Here is a 17,130-nt window from a genome sequence, read left to right on the forward strand (position 1 = left end):
CGGTCAGCGCGGCATTCGGCTTATCGTAGAACCCTAAAGACAGCTTACCGAGCGCAGAGAACACCGGCCCATGTCGGGGCACTGCCCCATCGCCGCCCGCATTGAAGATGCTGGACTTCCCCTTCAAAGGTGAAGGGCTTCTGTTAGATAAGACTGACAGGAGACTTAAAATTGAAGCGGCGAGAATTTACAGAAGAGTTCAAACGCGAAGCCGTTCGTATTTTAACGACGAGTGGTCTAAGCATTTCATCGGTCGCCAAGGACCTTGGCATTGGCAAGTCAACACTTGACCGTTGGCGGCGTAATATTGCTGAGAAAGATTTGCTTTCTGGCCCCATGAGGACATGAACTAGGAGCTTGCCCGTCTTCGAAAAGAATGAGCTTCTACGACAGGAACGAGAATTATTAAAAAAAGCGACGGCCTTTTTCGCGCGGGAGACAAGTCGATGAAGTTTGCGTTCATCGACACGGAGAAGGCCCATATGTCTCTGTCACGGCTATGTGCTTTCGCAGGTGTCAGCATCAGCGGCTATTATGTATGGAAGCGTCGTTTACCCAGTCGTCGCCAGCTTGATGACATGATTATCCTGGCTCACATTCGTAACCAGTTTGTACTATCACGCGAACCTTACGGCAGCCCTCGCATGCATGTTGAGCTGAACGAAGAGGGCATTCGGGCAGGTCGTCCCCGCACAGCGCGACTGATGCGTCAAAATGGTTTGAAAGCCCGACAAAAGACGCGTTTCAAGCGCACGACGGACAGCAATCATGGCGAGCCTGTCGCTCCCAATCTTCTGGATCAGGACTTCACTTGTGACGGACCGGATCAGAAATGGGGTGTCGATATCAGTTACATATGGACGGTAGAAGGCTGGCTGTACTTGGCAATCGTTGTCGATCTCTATTCTCGTCGCATCATCGGCTGGGAAGCGCGCGATCGGATGAAAAAGGATCTGGCTATCTGTGCTTTGAAGAAGGCTATTGCAATCCGGCAACCAAAACCGGGACTGATCCAACATTCGGACAGGAGAAGCCAATACGCCAGCCCGCTGGCCCGTATCGGCCGAGGGTCAAGGTCTCGGGTCGACCGTGCATACGGTAGTCATAGCCGAACACGACGGCGCCCGACGGGTTCACGACGACATACATACCGTCACGGTCAGTGACCTTGTATAATTTGTCCTTTGGCTTCAGTGCTTTGATTGCCGCATCGGTAAGCATCGGCCCCTCCTAGATCGTTCAAAAAACGCCAGAGAGCCCCTGAAAATACCGTCAGGCCAAAATCGACCAATCCTGTCGCCGAATTTTCCTTTATTCTCAATGGAATAAGGGGCAAAAAAATACCGTCACAAGCTCTCTAAGCCATGACGGTATATGCAATTCCGCGATGTCACAAGACACCCATACCGTCAACTCCGCCGTCGATAGCGAGGCTGGCTCGGCGATTGACGGCGAAAGACGGCGGAAAGAAAAGTGTTTATTTTGAGTGCGTTATAGAGGGAGATAGGCGGCTATTGGCGGCGTCTGGGTAGGCGCGAATTATTCCCACTCTAATATTTTTCCCACCACAAGTGACTGATTTTGCTACAGAAAATATTTATTCCCGACCTCAGTGCCGAGGCGTGGGCCGTCAAAATCTTACGGCATTGATTTTAAAGGGAAATTACCTTGAAAATTTTTTTGCGTGGGTTCGGTATCTATCGAGGTCGATTGCCTATGGATACCCGTTTTCGGCGTCTCGGATCGAGCTCACTGCGAACCGAGAAAGTACCGTCACGAACTCATAGCACAGTACGCTCTGGGAGGCGATCAGCTACAGTAGTGTCATCCAAGCACCATTCCTACATCCGGCGACCAGACAACGATGTCACGCGGCCGCCCTCGGAAAGGCTGTCCCAAGAGCGCCAAGCCGTCGCGGAAAAGAGCGTAATGGTAAGGCTCGTCTGCGTCGACCACAGCAGCGCGATCTCCAGTGGATAGCGCAAACCCTGTTGGTTCGACGATTGGAAGCCTCATCGTCTCTGGCGGCCCCACTCCTCGGTCACGGATCGAATTGCTCAGGGCGTTCAGGAATTCGGTCCCCGCTTTCTCCTCGATCGCGAACCAGCCGAAATCAGAACAAGCATGACTCGGCGGCGATAACCGGGCGCGCCGAGCAAAGCGCCACCAACCAGGATGATCGAAGAAATCTTCGATCCACCATGGAGGGCCGTCTGGTCGCGAAAGCCACAGCGTCGCCGCCAGATAGCTCCGACTTGCATAGTCAAATCGAAGGAGCGGAACATCGGTTCGCTCCGGAGGAGCGGAATCTGGCGAGCGGATCCAGTCGATCCAATCTGTCACGTCCGGTGCGCCCATCAACAGAAAGTTCGAGCGATGCGTCGCCAACGCCATCGACGCAGGCGTCCCCTCGGGTGACTCGTCCACCTGTGCGGCGCCAGCGGATGCGGCCGGTTTTCGCGGCTTCGAGATCCGCGTCTCTGATACGGCCAGGAAGCTCCCAGCAGTCGTCGGCTTTGACCCGAATGCAATCGAATAGCCGTGGATTATTTTTCCGAACGGCGACGGCTTCGCGACAAAGGGCTTTACCTGCTTGATGTACTTTTTCTTCGCAGCATTCGCTATCTTGGCAGCGCTCGCATCTTTGGCGAAGGAGCCGTGCGCTTCGGCGAGCACGACGCCGTGGCCTGATGCATTGCCACCTTCGTAGATGAAGTCCGCATGGGGATCGAGCGACGACGAGAGGCACGCCGCGTTCGCTCGCCATGCATAGCCGAGAGCGTCCATATAGAGGTGGGCAATGCCAGCGCCGACCTTGGCCGCAAACTGAGACCCGGCAGTATCCGCGAGAAATTTGAAATGAGATTCGAGCGCAAATGCCGATCCGTCCTGGAGCAGCGTCTGCAATTCGATCAGAGCGCTTTGCTGCAAGCCATCGAGTAGGACGACAGGCGCATCATCCCAGGTCGTCGCCGTCCTCGCGATCGCAGCCGCCAAAGCCATCGGATTGAACGACAGACTCAACTGGGCCGGAGGCGCCACGAAATGCGGAGAGACCGGGCTTGGCACGTGGCCGTGCTTTGTGTGCTTCGTCAAACCAATCAGCTTGGTTGACGTGCCCAGCCCAGAGGTCGACACCGGCCCGCTCACTCCTTCAACCCCGCTGCCCGCGCGACCAAATCGACAAGTTTCCAACCTTGGTCCGCGGCGGGTCCTAACAGCGTCGTTGCTTCGGATTTGCGCAGCGCAAGACCAAGCAACTCCCGTGGCCTGGTCACACCCACGAAGACGTTCGTCGCGGCGGTTAGTCCTACGCCCGTAAATGGTTGGTCAGTAACGCCAAAGGCACGGGGAAGGACCGTGGTCAGATCAATGCAGTGCTCGTCTGCTCCGCTGCCTTTCCATACCTCGCTCTCGACGACCAGAATTCCGTCGACACTCTTGCCCTTGACCGAGTGGATCGATCCCAGCCGCAGTGTGAGCTCTTCGAACTGCACCTGTTTCGTGGAGCGGCGTTCGGGGTCGGCGGGATCGGCCTTTTGCTCGGCGACGAAACCGCAAAAGTCCGCGATTTCGGCTTCAGCGCCCTGAGGATGCGGACTGAAGAGCGGCAACAACTGTTCCATCAACACCAACCATGCCGCCTGGTCCCACGCTGCATCGCCGGCAAGCACATGATCCCGCAGTAATCGGCGCACAGCCCGTGGCAACGCGAGGTCGCGATGCGATAGTGCCGCCCACACATTGCGCGCGGTAATCGGACGATCGTTCGCCGCTCTCCACCCATGGGTGCGCGCCAAACCGGAAATGCCGACCGCGAGCATCTCGCTGACCTCGGCGGGAGGGCGTGCTGCGGCATGGTGTACCGCGGCCTTCTGAAGCTGCCGACAAAGAAGGTTGGCCTTCCCCCGAGAACCACCTTCGCTGCGATATGCCGGATGATAGTCAACAAGACTTTTCGGCTGCCACGCCCCCTTCTTGCCAGCCAGATTGTGACGCGAGGCCACTGCCCAGACGTCGCGCGTGCTGCAATCCTCGCCCCACAGCGCGCGCGCTTCTTCGGCGAAGGCTCCGAGAACCCTGCCGATCGTACTCTCGTCGAACAGGAACATCACCCGCGACGCCGGCCGTATGCCCAAGCCCACAATTGTCTGAGCCTGGCGCGCGGTCAGCCGGCTTGCAAAACCGGCGATCTCCTCGCCGAACCTGCGGCTCGTATCAAGAGGGATACAATCAGGCCCCGGTGTCCAATAAGCCGGGGCTGTTCCATCGTCATCATAGAGCGTTTGATTGCTGTCCCCGAGGCGTTGGAACGCCGTCCCGTCCTGCTTGAAGATGTGCTCCAGCAGTCGGAGCTGTTCGCCATGTGTGTCCTGCGCCTCATCAAGAATGACGAGCGGGAAGCGATCACGGAGCCGCTCGGCGAGAGCAGGGTTTTCACGGAGCGCACGCCATGCGAGCGCGGTCATATCGGCGTAGCGATAGAGGCCGCTCCTGACCATCGAGGCCTTGAGGGATTCGAGCGCTTTCCCGCAATCGGTGTGGGCGCCCCATTGTCCTTTGCGGCAGCGCACCGCGAGTGCCCGTGGCTCTGCATCTGTGTCCGCGAAACCCGGATCCAAATCGAGGAGCGCAATCCACTCTTCGAGCCTACGCTTCAGCTTGAGCTTCTTGTTCTTGGCCAGACCGTCGAGTACGCCCCAATTCGGATAACGTCGCAGCGCCTCGGCCGCGAAGGCGTCGTCGTCAATCTGCCGCACGCTCCAACCCAGGCCCCGGAGATAGGGCAAGGCAAGATATTGGTTGATGAAAGCCGTGACCGTGCCGGTGAAATGGGGATAGGACGTCAGCCGCGCCGCTGTCGGGTGGCGGGCAATCAGGTCTTCGACCTCCGTCCGTGCGGCATTGGTATGCGAGATCACGCAGACGCCCCGCCTCCGGGTCAGCCAGTTACGCGAAAGCAGCGCGAGCTTGGCCGCCAACAGCGTCGTCTTACCATTACCGGGCGCCGCCTGAACGTCACATGAGGTGGCCTTCGCCAGAAAGTCGGTCTGGCTCGGGTCGGTGAAATCGCAGCCGCCCAGCTCGTCGCCAAGTTCGGCAAGCAGTTCTGGCGTAAGCGTCAGGATCTCGAACATGACGTTACCCCTCCACCGCCGCCGCGCCTTCCATCCCGGCAGCCCCGATCTCTTGGTCTTCGGCATCGGGCTCAGGAGCAATCGCCGGCGCGCCAGGGACATAGCCGCCCGTCACGTAATCGATCGCCCGCACCAGATAAGGAGGAAGCCAGTCGCGCATCTGCTCCGGTGTATCCGCGCGCTTTCGAAGTATAGCAGCGAGTTGCTCGGCGACCTCGGCCTTGGAGGCTTCCTTGTCATGGACGGGTTGGTAGATCTTGACGGCGATCTCGGTCGCTGAGTGTCCAGCCTCTTTCCAGCCCGCGTAGGTTTCACTGGCCTTCTTCACGGTCTTCGCTAGCCACTCGGGCTTACGGCTGCGGGTCTTGGCGAGCAGGACAGCTTGGTGAACGCTTTCGGCAAGCTCGGGCCGGAGCGCGAGATCGAATTCGAGCGTCCAACTGTCAGCGATGAAGGCGTCGACGGGGTCCCCGGCGTCGCGCCGCAGCGTTTTCATCCGCGCTGCGATCTCGTCCTGGCTCAACTCGTTCTCAGTCTTGCGGTCGCCAACAAGGTCTTTCGCTTCAGGCGGCGGGATGTCCCTGTCGGGGATCAGCGCTACGGGCACCGGGATCGCGTTCCCGGCCTTACGCTGCAGAATCCGGCTGTAGCGAAACAGACCACGGTGGCCGACATTGACGATCGACACGCCGTGACGGCTGAGCGGACGGTCGAGCTTCTCGGCGATTGCCGGCAGCAACAGGTGCTCACCGTCGCCCTCGACGACAATCAGCGCGCGGGCGAAGAACAGGTTGGCCTTGGTCGCGTCGAGGAACCGACGAAGGAATTCATAATCGTCCACTTCGAGCCGGGTATGGGCCGCGCCCAGCGGAAAGGCGCGGTGGCCGACGATCATCGTCATGGTCTCGAGCTCGGCGCCGGCTGCGAGCTGAGGGCTATGGGTGGTGAGTAGCACCTGGACCTGCTGATGGGTCTCGCCCTTGTCGGGTTTCGGCTTGGCAGCGCGGGCCGCGAGCACTTCCATGAAGAGCGTCTGGTGTTGCGGATGTAGATGCGCCTCGGGCTCCTCGATCAGAAGAAATGGCACCTGATCGGGATGGGACTGGAGCAACAACAGCTCTGCCGCCATGAATAGCAGATTGTTGTAGCCCAGGCCGCGTTGGATGCGCTCGGTGCCTCCCTTGGCATTCAGGTAGAGTTCGAACCGCTCAAGAATCTGATCAAACGAACCGCCAGCGCCGAGGTCCAGCGTCGCGACGAGGCGATCGTCCACGAATGACAGCTTGTCGAGGAAATCCATGTTGACGCTGCTGGCGACGCCGCCAACCGCGGCGTTGTTTCGGACTGCCACGTCAGCCGCCGCGAGCGTGTCATGGAGCGTTGCATCGCCGCCCTGCGCAGCGGGTTTGCTTTGCGGCCCCATCATGGGCATCGCGCCGAGGATGCGCGACAGGCGCGACCGCCGCCCTGCTCGCATCTCGCGCTCGGCGTCGCGCAGAGGCTTGAGATAGGTGGCCTTCAGATACTCGCGCAGTTCTCCGTCGAGCGGCAGGCCTTCGCCTTCGGCGCCAGCGCGGTGCTGGCTGGAGATGATGCTGCCACCGCCAGGAGAAATGCGCCGAGCGCCCCGCATACAGACGTGGAGACGGAGCTTCCCCTTTTCGTTGGTGCACCATTCGAGGAACCGAGCCTCTTCATCCGCGCTGAGATCGTCGAAGGTGCAGCGAACGATGAAGTCGCAACCCCGAGCACCATCGCCGTCGACGTGAAAATCGTGCTCATCCGGCCGGATATAGTCGTCGCCACGCGTCCAAAGTACGTAGCGAGCAGCGTCGATAATCGCACTCTTTCCGGCGTCGTTCGGTCCCACGAGAATATTGAGACCAGGCGAGAGCTTAAGCTGCAGCGGGGCGGTCGGATCGAAGCACCGGAAGCCGCTCGCATAGATTTCGGAAATGTACACCGTCGCCTCCCAGCTCGTTTTTTCTTATCCTGCCGCGCTGTTGGCTCGCGCGGTGATGTCTGCACAGCGCTCCATAAGCGTCTCGAAAGTCTCGGCTTCATCGAGAAGAAGCCCGTCGTCGACCATGCGCCCCCGCGCCAGCTTTCGCCATAAGCTCCGCCTCGAAAAAAAGGCGCTCAGCGTTATCAAATGTCTTTTCGGCGCCGCAGACGAGAACCGCCAAGGGCACGTTATCGCTTTGCGCGATCTTCTCTCCACTGTTTTCCCGCCTGATGTCGTTCATTGTTGTTCCAGCATATTGTAAACTGAATTACTTCAGCGACCGCAGGCGCTATACAGCACTTCGCGACAGACTTGCTCGATGATCGGTTGGGGTATTAATCAGATCAGGGCGCATTCTCGATCTGGCGGGCAACCCACTGGGTATGTTCACGAGAGAATGCTCGTTCGGCTTCATTCACGAAGTCAGAAAACTTCTCTTCGCTATCGATCGTGCTAAGCCGCGTCTGCAAGATGCCGATCTCGTGGGCGGTGAGACTGTAGGCAGAAGCGAGTTCGTTGAACTTCTTCAGTTGGATCCAACCTATGGCGGAAGACGCGACCACCAGCAAAGGTTCAGTCGGCCAAATCATCCATGGTGGGTCATGGCGGATTCGGAGAAGAGCTAACGCGATTGCGGCCCCTTGAACGAGGACGCATATGCCTATCCATAAGCGAAAACGTCGCCTATTCCAGGTAACCTTTGCTACATACCATTCGCGTTGGTCCGCAATCCGGTCAGTATTATATCGTTGAATACGCTCTACCAGAGGCAGAGCACGAACCGCATTCATTTCGTTGGTGATCTGATCGCCGGTTACCGGCCGGCGACTTATTGAGTCGCGGACGTGGCTGTTGGCATCCAGAATCGCCCTCAAAAATTCCGAGAATTTTTCGGCGACTGTTGAAAGTTTAGGGGCATCTTCGAATGGCTCGGCTCGCATCATGTAACGCCAGGTTGACGTCTTGATCGACTCCGCCAACGCTCGGCACCCGTACCACTCTTTCTCAGGCTTTTGGACCGCCATATATAGCAGCAGGCCCGTCGAGGCAGCCAGAACGAGAGCGTAAGCGATATACAGATCAGCAGACACTCCAAACCAGATAGAGATCGTTGCTGCGACCGTGAGCAAAAGGTACTGCAACCGAATAAGCCTTAGATAGCTCGACTGGGCATCGGCGGCGGAACCGTCAGCCGAACGGTATAAGGCGGGGAAACTATCAGGCGTCATATTGACAGATCTCCGGACTATTTCAGTTCAGCGGCCAATTTATTCCATTGGACGACCTTAATGCCGTGCTTCGCAACCCAAGACGGATTTTGCCGTGGCGCGCCACCTTTAGGGTGAACGGCTACCACCTTTTTTCCAAGAGCGAGGCTGGTCTCTACTTCCCAGGTCACCCACCGGCTTTGCGCGGTATTGTCGGAAATGTAGACGACACAAACCGATGAACGCGATATCCGCTCGCTAATCTTTTGTTTGATGTATTCCGCGCGCTCGCTGTCATAGGGCTCGCGAACGGAGTGATCGTTGAACTCGATATCACTGTTCTCGTTCTTTGCATGCGCGCGCAGAAGATTAACCTCGTTCATATCTTCTGTTGCGAAACTGATGAAGACATTTCGTTTTCCGCCCTGAAGTGCCGCTTTGGCTTTCTCCTCCAGGGACCGAATGTCGCCTAACCTACTCCAGCTCCCGCTGCTCCCACCACCCATGTCAGACCCCTTCGAGCTTGAATTCGTTACATGCGATGCACGCTCCGCAAGGTGTTTCATCGCCCAAATGGCACGAATAGGTGCCTTCGATACCTTTCAACCTCGCGAGCTCGATAACTTCCTGCTTGTGGAAGGAGGACAGCGGCGCAAGCACCCTTATCTCCCGGCCCATGCTGCGTGCGATCATTGCCTCCGCCTCCCGCAAGAAGGCCGATGTCTGATCAGGGAAAAGGCTTGTTTCCTCATGGAGCAGCCCGATCGATATAGCATCAGCGTCGCGCTGAAAGGCATAGGCTGCTGCTACAAGCAGAAAGAGGAGATTTCGACCAGGAGTGAAGGCATCCTCTAGCACTCGCTGGTTCGGGTCCGTCAACCCAGATTTGATAAGGCGGCCATAGCCGGACAAGTCTGCCACTTCCAAATCTGGCAACTGCAATTTGGCCATCGCTGACCTGCAGGCGGCGAGCTCTCGATCCCGGGATCGTTGCCCATAGTCGACAAAAAGTGGGAACTGGTGGACTCCTTCCTCTTTAGCGAGGTAGGCGACCAACGTGGAATCGAGACCACCGGAAACGAGAGGGACAATGCTCATGCTAACGCGCGCTCCGTATCTCGAGGCCCCGCAACCCGCATGACTATCCAGATCGCCCAATCCAGAAGGCCCACGGCAAAGCCGAGCCGGTTTGCGTGTGAAATCAATTTCACTTCTTGCGTGTGATAGTCCGAAAGCTTCGAAATGGTTCTCTCTGCGCCTGTGTAGAGCCCAATTGCCGTCATGTAGTTCAATACGTGACGATCCAGAACCGCGAGATCGTAGCTGATACCTGAGTTTCGCAGGAACATACTGGCTTGTTTTGGCCCGATACCCGCCACATTCGACACAAGCCACGAGCGGGCAGATCCCGCATTTCCAAAGGCATGCAAAAGTGAGCACAGGTTCTCACTCTCTTGAGAGACCGATGTGCGCGCGGAGGCCAACTGCATCGATTTCGATTTAGGAAAGCGATAATGTCGAAGGCTACCGTCCACCAATACTGGTTGACGGAGCACCCCTAGGATTTCATCAAAGAGTTCGGCATGGGGGACCGATGGATTCAGGAGAAGCTGCCTTTTGTCCAAAGCATCGGCGATCGCTACGGCGAGCCCATACGGCACCTGACTGCTGAGCAGGCAGCATGCGAGCTCCCACCAAAGACTTCGCTCGTCAAGTGCGCCCTGAGAGCGCTTGGCTCTTTCCTCAATCTCGGGGCATATCGCGGCAACGGCATGTTCCAGCTTGGCTGCATCGTTTCTCATCTGAACAAATCCGGCATTTGATCCCTAAGTTGCTTTGAATTTGATTGCCCCAAAAGACCGACGGCAAATGCTTCTAATCGATTTGTTGAAGCGGCAGCCTGCAAATCGTGGGTGAATTCCTGATAGTAATCGAGATTATGAAACGCGACTTTACCAGCGTAGTCGATATTGTCGTCGGCGAGCGCAGAAACAGTTATTGACGAAGCCGCCATCTGCGCTTGGTATGCAAAAAAATCGAAATGCTGGTAGTGATTTAACCTGTGTTGCTGCCGATCAACGGCAACCCGGCACCACTCTAATCCATCGAAGCTGTCGGCTCCAGCTGCTGTCAAGATTGCAATACTCCATGGATTTCCGGTACCCAAGAGATGAATCGGTTGATAAAAAGACAGCCGATCAAGCTCGTTTCGGACACGTCTCATGGTCTGTGCACGCTGAATCAACCCTCGGCCCAACTCCCGCTCCGCCAGTGCAATCATCGGTGGCTGGAGCTGGTCGGCTACATCCCGCACCACTTCAGGAAGAGTCTTAAGATCGTACCCATTTGAGGGAGTGGCGGGGGCATGAACGATTGGAAGGACGGGGGCTTTGGTGAACTTCCTGTCTCTTTCGACTGCAGCGATGACTTGCCCGACCGCGCGCTTTCGGTCCCTCGACGGGTCCATCTCATCAAAGCAATATACCCAATCGTGTGGGATCCCTTGCAACGCCAGTTCGAAATCCTCGGGCTTCCATCCGTCGTCGTCGCGTCGCGTCGCTTCATAATTGCCCGAGTCGACAAGGACAAAACCTCCTTGGGAACGAATACGCTTCAGCTCCTGCTGGATGCCTCGTGGGCGGCGGGGTGGAAACAGATCGTAGGCGGAGACGAGGATCGTCGATGTGCCGAAGAGACGGAGGGCCTTCAGAGCCTCAAGAGGAACGAGCTGTGTCTCGTGTGACGACACGGACAGGAACAAGCTCGGGAGGGGGACCTTACCCCCTGCAATGGCTGATGGGCGGGTTGGTGCCGTCCTCGGCGGGACAACAGTCGAAATCTTCCGCATCAGGTGTTGGATACCAGGATGATCGTCTTCTCCGGCCCAGCCCAGCAGATCAACCGCACTGTACCCATTAAAGCCGTACGGTGCATTTGTCGGGCTGATCTTTGCGGGAATAATCGGAATATTATATTGCTCAGCTAAGCGAAGCTCGTCCTTTACATTGCTCTTGTCCTTCGCCGTCGGGGACCAGAGCGGAACAATGCATTTTGTATTCTGGATTTCACGTTCGATCACGGTAGAGAAGTCGCCAACGATTTTATCGTCCCACCAAACATCCCATCGCGTTGAAAGAGTTTGAACTAACCTCTCAGCCTGTCGGACATCTTCTCGTGAATATACTATGTAGATGTCTGACATACGCAATTACTCCCCCCAGAGTAGTAAATCAGAATTCTCACAGTTCACGCGTCGCCGCAACCATTTAGCCGCGGTAAAATGCACGAGGCCAGGCAGATCGGTACAAAGACGAGGCGAAGTCAGAAATAATAATGGCCCCCAAATTTGATAGCTCAGCGACATCAGGTCGGCGCTCTTCGTCTAATATAACAATACCTCCATAAGGCTGCGTTTCACAGAGCCGTCGAATTTCCGATGTGCTCAATCCATCGGCTACTACAAGTGAAGGTACATTTTTGGATAATGGTTCTGGGATCTGATCGAGCTGAGGCGAGAGCGCATCGATACCAAGCTCTTTCAGGCGGAAGCGAGCCTCCTCAAGTGTATACCGCCTCCCAATTGTCGATGTTGAGCCATGTAGGATAAGCCGGCTTGGCGAGTCCCCTGTTACGGGCTCGCGGCTTTTTAGAGATTCAATCCGTATCGGAAGGGTCCTTGTCTCACAGTAAGCGGAAACCGATCGAGACGCGAGGTCCGCTGCTTCAGGTGCGGAAGCGCCAGCTTCGCCCCAATGATGCGCAAACACGGCGCTGAAGACGTCTCCAGTTCCGATTTTGAACACCTGAGATGAATAATACGCGGGAACGGTGATAGGTTCGGCATTGCGCTCGTAGACAGTGACACCACGCACTCCTCTTTTTACGACTATCACGGTCACCTGGCTGTCATTCGACATGGCGTTCCCAGCGGCAGTCGCCAAGTCGGGACAACCCGTATAACGGCAGAGCTCCAACTCATTCATGACCAGGGCAAGTCGCTTCGCTGTCGAGCCGTTTGCTCCAAATGGCTCAGGATGAACAGCTGTTTGAGGATCGTAAATTGCTTTGGCGGCACGCACTAAAGCAGATCCTTCGAGGAAGCCAAATCTCAGGACCACCTCTCCCGAAACGTGTATCGGAGGCTCCTGGGGGATTGTCTCCGGTCGGGGCTCGATGTGCGGCTGAGAAAGTGGATGGAAGTATGCAAATGCGATCGCAATATCGGAACGGGTACGGGACAGCTTCACGCCGAGGGCCGACAGCTCGTCCGCACCCGCGTTGCTCCCGTCTCGTGCATAGGTGTGGAGAGTGCTTCCTGGCGACATAGCGCTGACGGCTGCCGCCGCGCGGCCACCCGATCCAAACTGGGCGTTCCATGTCGGCGTTTCACACAATTCTCGATACAGTCCACCCGCGATGTGCATATTTAGTTATCCACGTGTGACATCTAGTGTCCGATGATTGTCTGAATCCGGGCAAGTAGCGCCGCCGACAACTCGGCTCGGCCTTGGTCATTGTTGAGGTAGCGAACATATCGGAGATGGCGCAGATCGAACGGGATATCGTGATCGCTTTGCGCAATGAGGATGACCTCTCGACCTAAGGTGTGAGCAATACCAGCTTCGTAAAATACATTCGGATTGCGCCCTGAGCAGTCGCAGATCACGATGCGCGAACGATCAATCAGAGAGACGACGTCCTGAATAATTGACGCATTCTCCCAGATGTCATCCGCTCGTCGGCAACGAAGCCCGACGCCCTGAGCAGCGGTGCGGATAGCATCAAACACAGGATTGAACGCCGCATCAAAGGGCATCATGGCGGACGCAAGATGAGGGTCCAAATTCTCATGCTCGGCCAATGGGAAGACCGTAGGCCGCTGTCGCCGAGGGCGTACTCGCCGAAGCAGAAAGCGATATAAGTCGACCTCTTTCACAGCCCAGTGGTTGCGAGAGAATTCGAACTCTCTGGGCATGTCGAGTTCAGCCCGGCTATCATAGATTTGCGAGTTTCTAAGAGGAGGAACGTCGGCGTCAAAACCTACCTCAAGCGAAACGTCGCCCCCAACGATGCGTGCCCGGTTTATTTGCCCTACGTACGCGACCTCATCGCCGGTCCCCTCTTCACAGAAGAGGCAAGGCAGAGCCGTAAGCTTTTCCAAGATCGGCGCATTGTTCGCTCGGAATTGCTCGATGATATGTGCTTCCGTATATTCGAACATCCGGCCGACAGGGACAGCGACTCTCCCCGATGGCCAATCGGCATTAAACATCAGTAGGTTAAAAATCGACGTCCCCTCCGCGTTGAATTGTAGGCGCAGCTACGATACTGATTCGCGTCGTAGTTTCTTGCTCCCACCGCCCTTTCTGTACGGTTCAAACGTTGGAATTCATCTGGCCAGTATTTTCTATCGTATAATATTGACCCAGTTTGAACGGTACTGATTTGTCTTTCATCATACTATAACGATATCCTAGACGGGTGCGACGGCTGAAAGTATCCCCATAGTGTCAGAGGCTCGCGCAAGATTCTAACGGAGATTGCGGCGTTGGACAGGACGCTGGATCGTGTGATTGTGGAGGAACCCGATGAGAGAAATGGGGTGAGTCTGCGACTGGTGCCTCGGAAAATCCACAGCAACCTGCGCATCCATCTGCTGCGCCCGCAACCGCCAGCCGCGAGCGTGACAATGACGACGCAAGGTTGATCAAAGCAGACGTATGTCCGCAAGCCGGGCAGGAGATAGGGCATGCTCACACTTGAAATCTTCGATGACGGCGGTGTTCTCCGTCATGGCGATGACTATGATCGGATCGTCGAGGAACTGGATGACGCGCTTGAGCAGCGCGACGGCGGGACGCTCGCGCCTGCAAAGTGCGTGAAGACGCTGAAGGCGCTGGTCGAGCGTCACCCCCACTTCATCGACGGCCATGCCCATCTGGGCTATGCGCTCATGGAGGAAGGCAAGCCCAAGCTTGCACTCCAAGCCTGCCTTCAGGGTCTGGAAGTGGGTGAGCGCGCGATCCCCGCCAGCTACGCCGGTTCGATCGAATGGGGCTTCCTCGAAAATCGCCCCTTTCTGCGCGCGGCGCATGGCGTTGTCCTTTCGCTGCTCCGGCTTGGCCAACGCAAGGATGCTCTGCGGCTGATGGAGAGGATGCTTGCCTGGAATCCGAACGACAATCAGGGCATCCGCTACCTGATTGGTCCGGAATATCTGCGTGCTGGCGAAACGGCGAAGGCCGAGCGCGTTTTCACCGACGAAGCTGTGCACTACCCGCCCTATCACTACGAGCATGCCCTGCTGTATCTGAAAGCCGGTGATCCCGTCTCTGCCGCGACCAAGCTGCGCCGTGGTTTCGTCGCGAACGGCTATATCGCAGAGATGTTGTCAGGGAACCCGGAGCCGGCGGCGCTTGCGATTTGGCACGGCTCGAACCTCGCCAAACCGGAGACGGCTCACAGCTATCTGGATCAGTGCGGCGACCTTTGGCAGCGAACGCCAGGTGCGGTCGCCTTTGTGCGTTGGCTGCACACGCATCCCAAAGTCCTTGCCGAAAGGGCCGCGGTCCTCGAATGCCAGGAGGCGCTGTTGTGGGAGCACGACTTTGAAAAACGGCAAGCGTTGGGCTTGAAGGAGGAGGCAGCACGCGCACGGATAGATGACGTTCTTTCGGCGGAGATCGTTCGGAAGAAGCCCGACCGTCACGGGCGCCTGATCGAACCATGGCGATATCAACGCGCGCGTTTTTGAAGCCTTGAGTACGGTGCCCCAGGTTTATGGTTTTTTGATTCGTCCCCTGACTATTGAAGCAGCGCAGCCTAGCGCATGAGGCGAGCGGCCTCTCTAACACTCATATTTGATGCATAATACGTTATTATTCGTCAAATATGACTTAAAGTTCGTGCGCCGTTTCCATCTCATCGCCCACGAAAGCGGCCTCGTAGTCACGCGCCAGCGCGCCAGAGACGCCAACCTGCCTAAAGGCTTCCCGCCATCCGTCCGAAATGCGCTGCGCCATTGTTCGGATGATCTCCCGTGCTTGGGCCTCGGGAATCTCGAAAAACTCGCAGGCTTCGAGTGCGAGGTTGATCGACCGATCATGGGCGCCACCCTCAAGGATCGCCGTCTCGAGATGCGGGTTGCGATCCGGGGCCGGGTTCACGTCGAATACTGGCGACAAGCGCCACTGACCCGCTCCCACATAAAGGAAGCCGTGGTTCTTCAGGTGGTCATCCTTGTTGGACACGAGGATCGTGAAGATCAGGCGCCGGTAGAGTTCGCGGAAATCGTCGGAAGGATCGGGTGAATAAGCCCGCATGAAATCGACGATCTCGGTATAGGAACCCAGCTCCGCCCCTGTCTTGCCGAGCGCAGTGCGCGCGGAGATGTAGGGAATCCGTGCGGACCCACGTCGGTCGAACCGCTGGATCAGAGCAACCGGGAACGGCGTGTCAGCCAGTTCCAGCCGTGCCTCGGGGGTGCGGATACCGCAGGCTGCCGCCAGGCGGAGGGTTGCGACCTCGACGCGCTCGATCGGCTGCTGATCGTGGACGGAGGTGAACTTCGCCAGCCACAGCGCGTCGCCGTCCCTGACATTGGCTTTTGGGCGAGCGCCGCCGGAGCCGCCCGCCCCGGCCAGCGCCTGCATCTCCTCGGGCGAGATTTCCTTGCCTTGCTCATAGGCGCGCGCGATCGCCGTGATGGTTTCAAGATCGACCAGACGGGGAACGGCGTCGGCCGCCTTGCCGCGAATGACTTCGCCCTTGTCATCCAGAAAGCGCAGCGCGCCTTGACGGCAGGCATCGTCGGAAAGCGTCAGATACTCGAATTCGTTGAGACCATTGCCATAGGCGCGTTCGAGCAGCCTGCGCCCCCAACTGTCCGGCGCCGCATCGGCGAAAACGCCCGCCAAGGCGTCGCGCATGTTGCCGGGCTGCCCCGAAGTGTGGAATGGGCCGGTCTCCAGAAGAAAGTCAGGCTGTATGGCGAAGGCGCGCGGGTTTTCCATCCATTCGGGACTATAAGTGAAGGTCGAGAATTGCCGTGGCCCGGCATGGGTGAAACGCAACTGGCCCACCGATGCGCGGGCTTCGCCAAGCGCAACATGGGCGACGAAATCGGCCATCAGAAGGAGGCTCCGTCAGGGTCCACAACGTCCTGCCGATTCTGCGTCTCCTCCGTCTGAGCCTTCTGCTTTTTCAGCCTTGCCGCGAAGGAGCGGCCCCTACGCGGTCCGTGCTCCGCTGCCAGCGCCAGCCCCAGATCGTCCTTGCGGATATCGACCAGGTCAGCGAGCCGCTCCAGAAGGCCGAGCACAACGAGAACGTCGGCAAGCGTTCCGATCGCAACGCCCGGATCACCCCGTTCAAGGCGGGCGATGGAACTTGGCGAGGTTCCCGCACGCACGGCGAGATCCGCCACGGCAATGCCACGCCGCAGACGCGCGTGGCGGATATCCTGGCCCAGCCGTTCCAGTGCTGGTTTTGTCTTGGGGGAGCCCATATCAATCATCCATATTTGATGGAATGAAGCAAACAAACGTTCATATATGACAAATTAAGCTATCAGTCAAGATTTCTAGCCAGTGCCCCCGACAGCGCGAGCGTTTCGGTTCGATATTAGTGACCAGAGGTGGGAGGCCTTCCCCTGCGTCCGAGCCTTGGGTCTCGGCCGACCCCTTCGAGCGGGGAGATCCCCGCAACGCCCCCAGAGTGAGAGAGCGGACCGGTTTCCGTGACGGGTGAATAGCTGGGAGAGAGGCTCCCGCGCCCGTCG

Annotated in this window: 14 protein-coding genes and 2 pseudogenes; 2 read left to right on the forward strand and 14 right to left on the reverse strand. The window is 57.5% G+C overall.

The window, feature by feature from the left end; genetic code table 11:
• Positions 1-153 precede the first annotated feature (153 nt).
• A pseudogene (locus ABWW28_RS00925) lies at positions 154-1,046 on the forward strand (IS3 family transposase); the annotation flags it as partial.
• On the opposite strand, the pseudogene ABWW28_RS00930 reads toward ABWW28_RS00925, so the two are convergent.
• The 12 genes and pseudogenes from ABWW28_RS00930 to ABWW28_RS00985 form a co-directional block, all read right to left on the reverse strand.
• Positions 1,045-1,221 (reverse strand): annotated as a pseudogene (locus ABWW28_RS00930) (Arm DNA-binding domain-containing protein); the annotation flags it as partial. The pseudogenes ABWW28_RS00925 and ABWW28_RS00930 overlap by 2 nt on opposite strands.
• A gap of 603 nt (positions 1,222-1,824) precedes the next feature.
• Positions 1,825-3,150, reverse strand: a complete 1,326-nt coding sequence (locus ABWW28_RS00935) for a hypothetical protein (protein WP_353389827.1) — start codon at positions 3,148-3,150, stop codon at positions 1,825-1,827.
• On the reverse strand, positions 3,147-5,138 hold the full coding sequence (locus tag ABWW28_RS00940) for a UvrD-helicase domain-containing protein (protein WP_353389830.1): 1,992 nt from the start codon (positions 5,136-5,138) through the stop codon (positions 3,147-3,149). The genes ABWW28_RS00935 and ABWW28_RS00940 overlap by 4 nt, the downstream gene beginning before the upstream one ends.
• A 4-nt stretch (positions 5,139-5,142) precedes the next feature.
• A complete protein-coding gene (locus ABWW28_RS00945; protein WP_353389833.1) occupies positions 5,143-7,101 on the reverse strand; it encodes an ATP-dependent nuclease in 1,959 nt (652 codons plus the stop codon).
• 97 nt (positions 7,102-7,198) lie between these two features.
• Positions 7,199-7,384: a hypothetical protein gene (locus ABWW28_RS00950; RefSeq protein WP_353390316.1), complete on the reverse strand. Its 186-nt coding sequence runs from the start codon at positions 7,382-7,384 to the stop codon at positions 7,199-7,201.
• 103 nt (positions 7,385-7,487) lie between these two features.
• On the reverse strand, positions 7,488-8,372 hold the full coding sequence (locus ABWW28_RS00955) for a DUF4231 domain-containing protein (protein WP_353389835.1): 885 nt from the start codon (positions 8,370-8,372) through the stop codon (positions 7,488-7,490).
• 17 nt (positions 8,373-8,389) lie between these two features.
• Positions 8,390-8,857 carry a TIR domain-containing protein gene (locus ABWW28_RS00960; RefSeq protein WP_353389837.1) on the reverse strand — a complete coding sequence of 156 codons (468 nt, stop codon included), beginning with the start codon at positions 8,855-8,857 and terminating at the stop codon, positions 8,390-8,392.
• Between the two features lies 1 nt (position 8,858).
• Positions 8,859-9,449 carry a 7-cyano-7-deazaguanine synthase gene (locus ABWW28_RS00965; RefSeq protein ID WP_353389840.1) on the reverse strand — a complete coding sequence of 197 codons (591 nt, stop codon included), beginning with the start codon at positions 9,447-9,449 and terminating at the stop codon, positions 8,859-8,861.
• On the reverse strand, positions 9,446-10,153 hold the full coding sequence (locus ABWW28_RS00970; protein ID WP_353389843.1) for an 8-oxoguanine DNA glycosylase: 708 nt from the start codon (positions 10,151-10,153) through the stop codon (positions 9,446-9,448). Before ABWW28_RS00970 ends, ABWW28_RS00965 begins: the two co-directional genes overlap by 4 nt.
• Positions 10,150-11,553 carry a toll/interleukin-1 receptor domain-containing protein gene (locus tag ABWW28_RS00975; protein ID WP_353389846.1) on the reverse strand — a complete coding sequence of 468 codons (1,404 nt, stop codon included), beginning with the start codon at positions 11,551-11,553 and terminating at the stop codon, positions 10,150-10,152. The genes ABWW28_RS00970 and ABWW28_RS00975 overlap by 4 nt, the downstream gene beginning before the upstream one ends.
• Before the next feature lie 64 nt (positions 11,554-11,617).
• Positions 11,618-12,775: a PfkB family carbohydrate kinase gene (locus ABWW28_RS00980; RefSeq protein WP_353389849.1), complete on the reverse strand. Its 1,158-nt coding sequence runs from the start codon at positions 12,773-12,775 to the stop codon at positions 11,618-11,620.
• 23 nt (positions 12,776-12,798) lie between these two features.
• The gene (locus ABWW28_RS00985; RefSeq protein ID WP_353389852.1) at positions 12,799-13,572 is read right to left on the reverse strand and encodes a hypothetical protein; all 774 of its coding nucleotides are present in this window, start codon (positions 13,570-13,572) and stop codon (positions 12,799-12,801) included.
• Positions 13,573-14,100: 528 nt separating this feature from the next.
• On the opposite strand from ABWW28_RS00985, the gene ABWW28_RS00990 reads away from it, so the two are divergent.
• A complete protein-coding gene (locus ABWW28_RS00990; RefSeq protein WP_353389854.1) occupies positions 14,101-15,105 on the forward strand; it encodes a tetratricopeptide repeat protein in 1,005 nt (334 codons plus the stop codon).
• Between the two features lie 142 nt (positions 15,106-15,247).
• Here ABWW28_RS00990 and ABWW28_RS00995 read toward each other — a convergent pair whose 3' ends face one another.
• Both ABWW28_RS00995 and ABWW28_RS01000 read right to left on the reverse strand, forming a co-directional pair.
• A complete protein-coding gene (locus ABWW28_RS00995; RefSeq protein WP_353389857.1) occupies positions 15,248-16,480 on the reverse strand; it encodes a type II toxin-antitoxin system HipA family toxin in 1,233 nt (410 codons plus the stop codon).
• Positions 16,480-16,857 carry a helix-turn-helix domain-containing protein gene (locus tag ABWW28_RS01000; RefSeq protein WP_353389859.1) on the reverse strand — a complete coding sequence of 126 codons (378 nt, stop codon included), beginning with the start codon at positions 16,855-16,857 and terminating at the stop codon, positions 16,480-16,482. Before ABWW28_RS01000 ends, ABWW28_RS00995 begins: the two co-directional genes overlap by 1 nt.
• Positions 16,858-17,130: the final 273 nt, after the last annotated feature.

The sequence above is a fragment of the Brucella sp. NBRC 14130 genome, from assembly GCF_040371715.1.
Taxonomy (GTDB): domain Bacteria; phylum Pseudomonadota; class Alphaproteobacteria; order Rhizobiales; family Rhizobiaceae; genus Brucella; species Brucella intermedia.

Excerpts from the sequence above, each read along its gene's own strand:
- ABWW28_RS00965 (WP_353389840.1), bottom strand. The coding sequence starts at position 9,449 with ATGAGCATTGTCCCTCTCGTTTCCGGTGGTCTCGATTCCACGTTGGTC.
- ABWW28_RS00980 (WP_353389849.1), bottom strand. The coding sequence starts at position 12,775 with ATGCACATCGCGGGTGGACTGTATCGAGAATTGTGTGAAACGCCGACA.
- ABWW28_RS00975 (WP_353389846.1), bottom strand. The coding sequence starts at position 11,553 with ATGTCAGACATCTACATAGTATATTCACGAGAAGATGTCCGACAGGCT.
- ABWW28_RS00970 (WP_353389843.1), bottom strand. The coding sequence starts at position 10,153 with ATGAGAAACGATGCAGCCAAGCTGGAACATGCCGTTGCCGCGATATGC.
- ABWW28_RS00955 (WP_353389835.1), bottom strand. The coding sequence starts at position 8,372 with ATGACGCCTGATAGTTTCCCCGCCTTATACCGTTCGGCTGACGGTTCC.
- ABWW28_RS00990 (WP_353389854.1), top strand. The coding sequence starts at position 14,101 with ATGCTCACACTTGAAATCTTCGATGACGGCGGTGTTCTCCGTCATGGC.
- ABWW28_RS00950 (WP_353390316.1), bottom strand. The coding sequence starts at position 7,384 with ATGAACGACATCAGGCGGGAAAACAGTGGAGAGAAGATCGCGCAAAGC.
- ABWW28_RS00995 (WP_353389857.1), bottom strand. The coding sequence starts at position 16,480 with ATGGCCGATTTCGTCGCCCATGTTGCGCTTGGCGAAGCCCGCGCATCG.
- ABWW28_RS00985 (WP_353389852.1), bottom strand. The coding sequence starts at position 13,572 with ATGTTCGAATATACGGAAGCACATATCATCGAGCAATTCCGAGCGAAC.
- ABWW28_RS00960 (WP_353389837.1), bottom strand. The coding sequence starts at position 8,857 with ATGGGTGGTGGGAGCAGCGGGAGCTGGAGTAGGTTAGGCGACATTCGG.
- ABWW28_RS00940 (WP_353389830.1), bottom strand. The coding sequence starts at position 5,138 with ATGTTCGAGATCCTGACGCTTACGCCAGAACTGCTTGCCGAACTTGGC.
- ABWW28_RS01000 (WP_353389859.1), bottom strand. The coding sequence starts at position 16,857 with ATGGGCTCCCCCAAGACAAAACCAGCACTGGAACGGCTGGGCCAGGAT.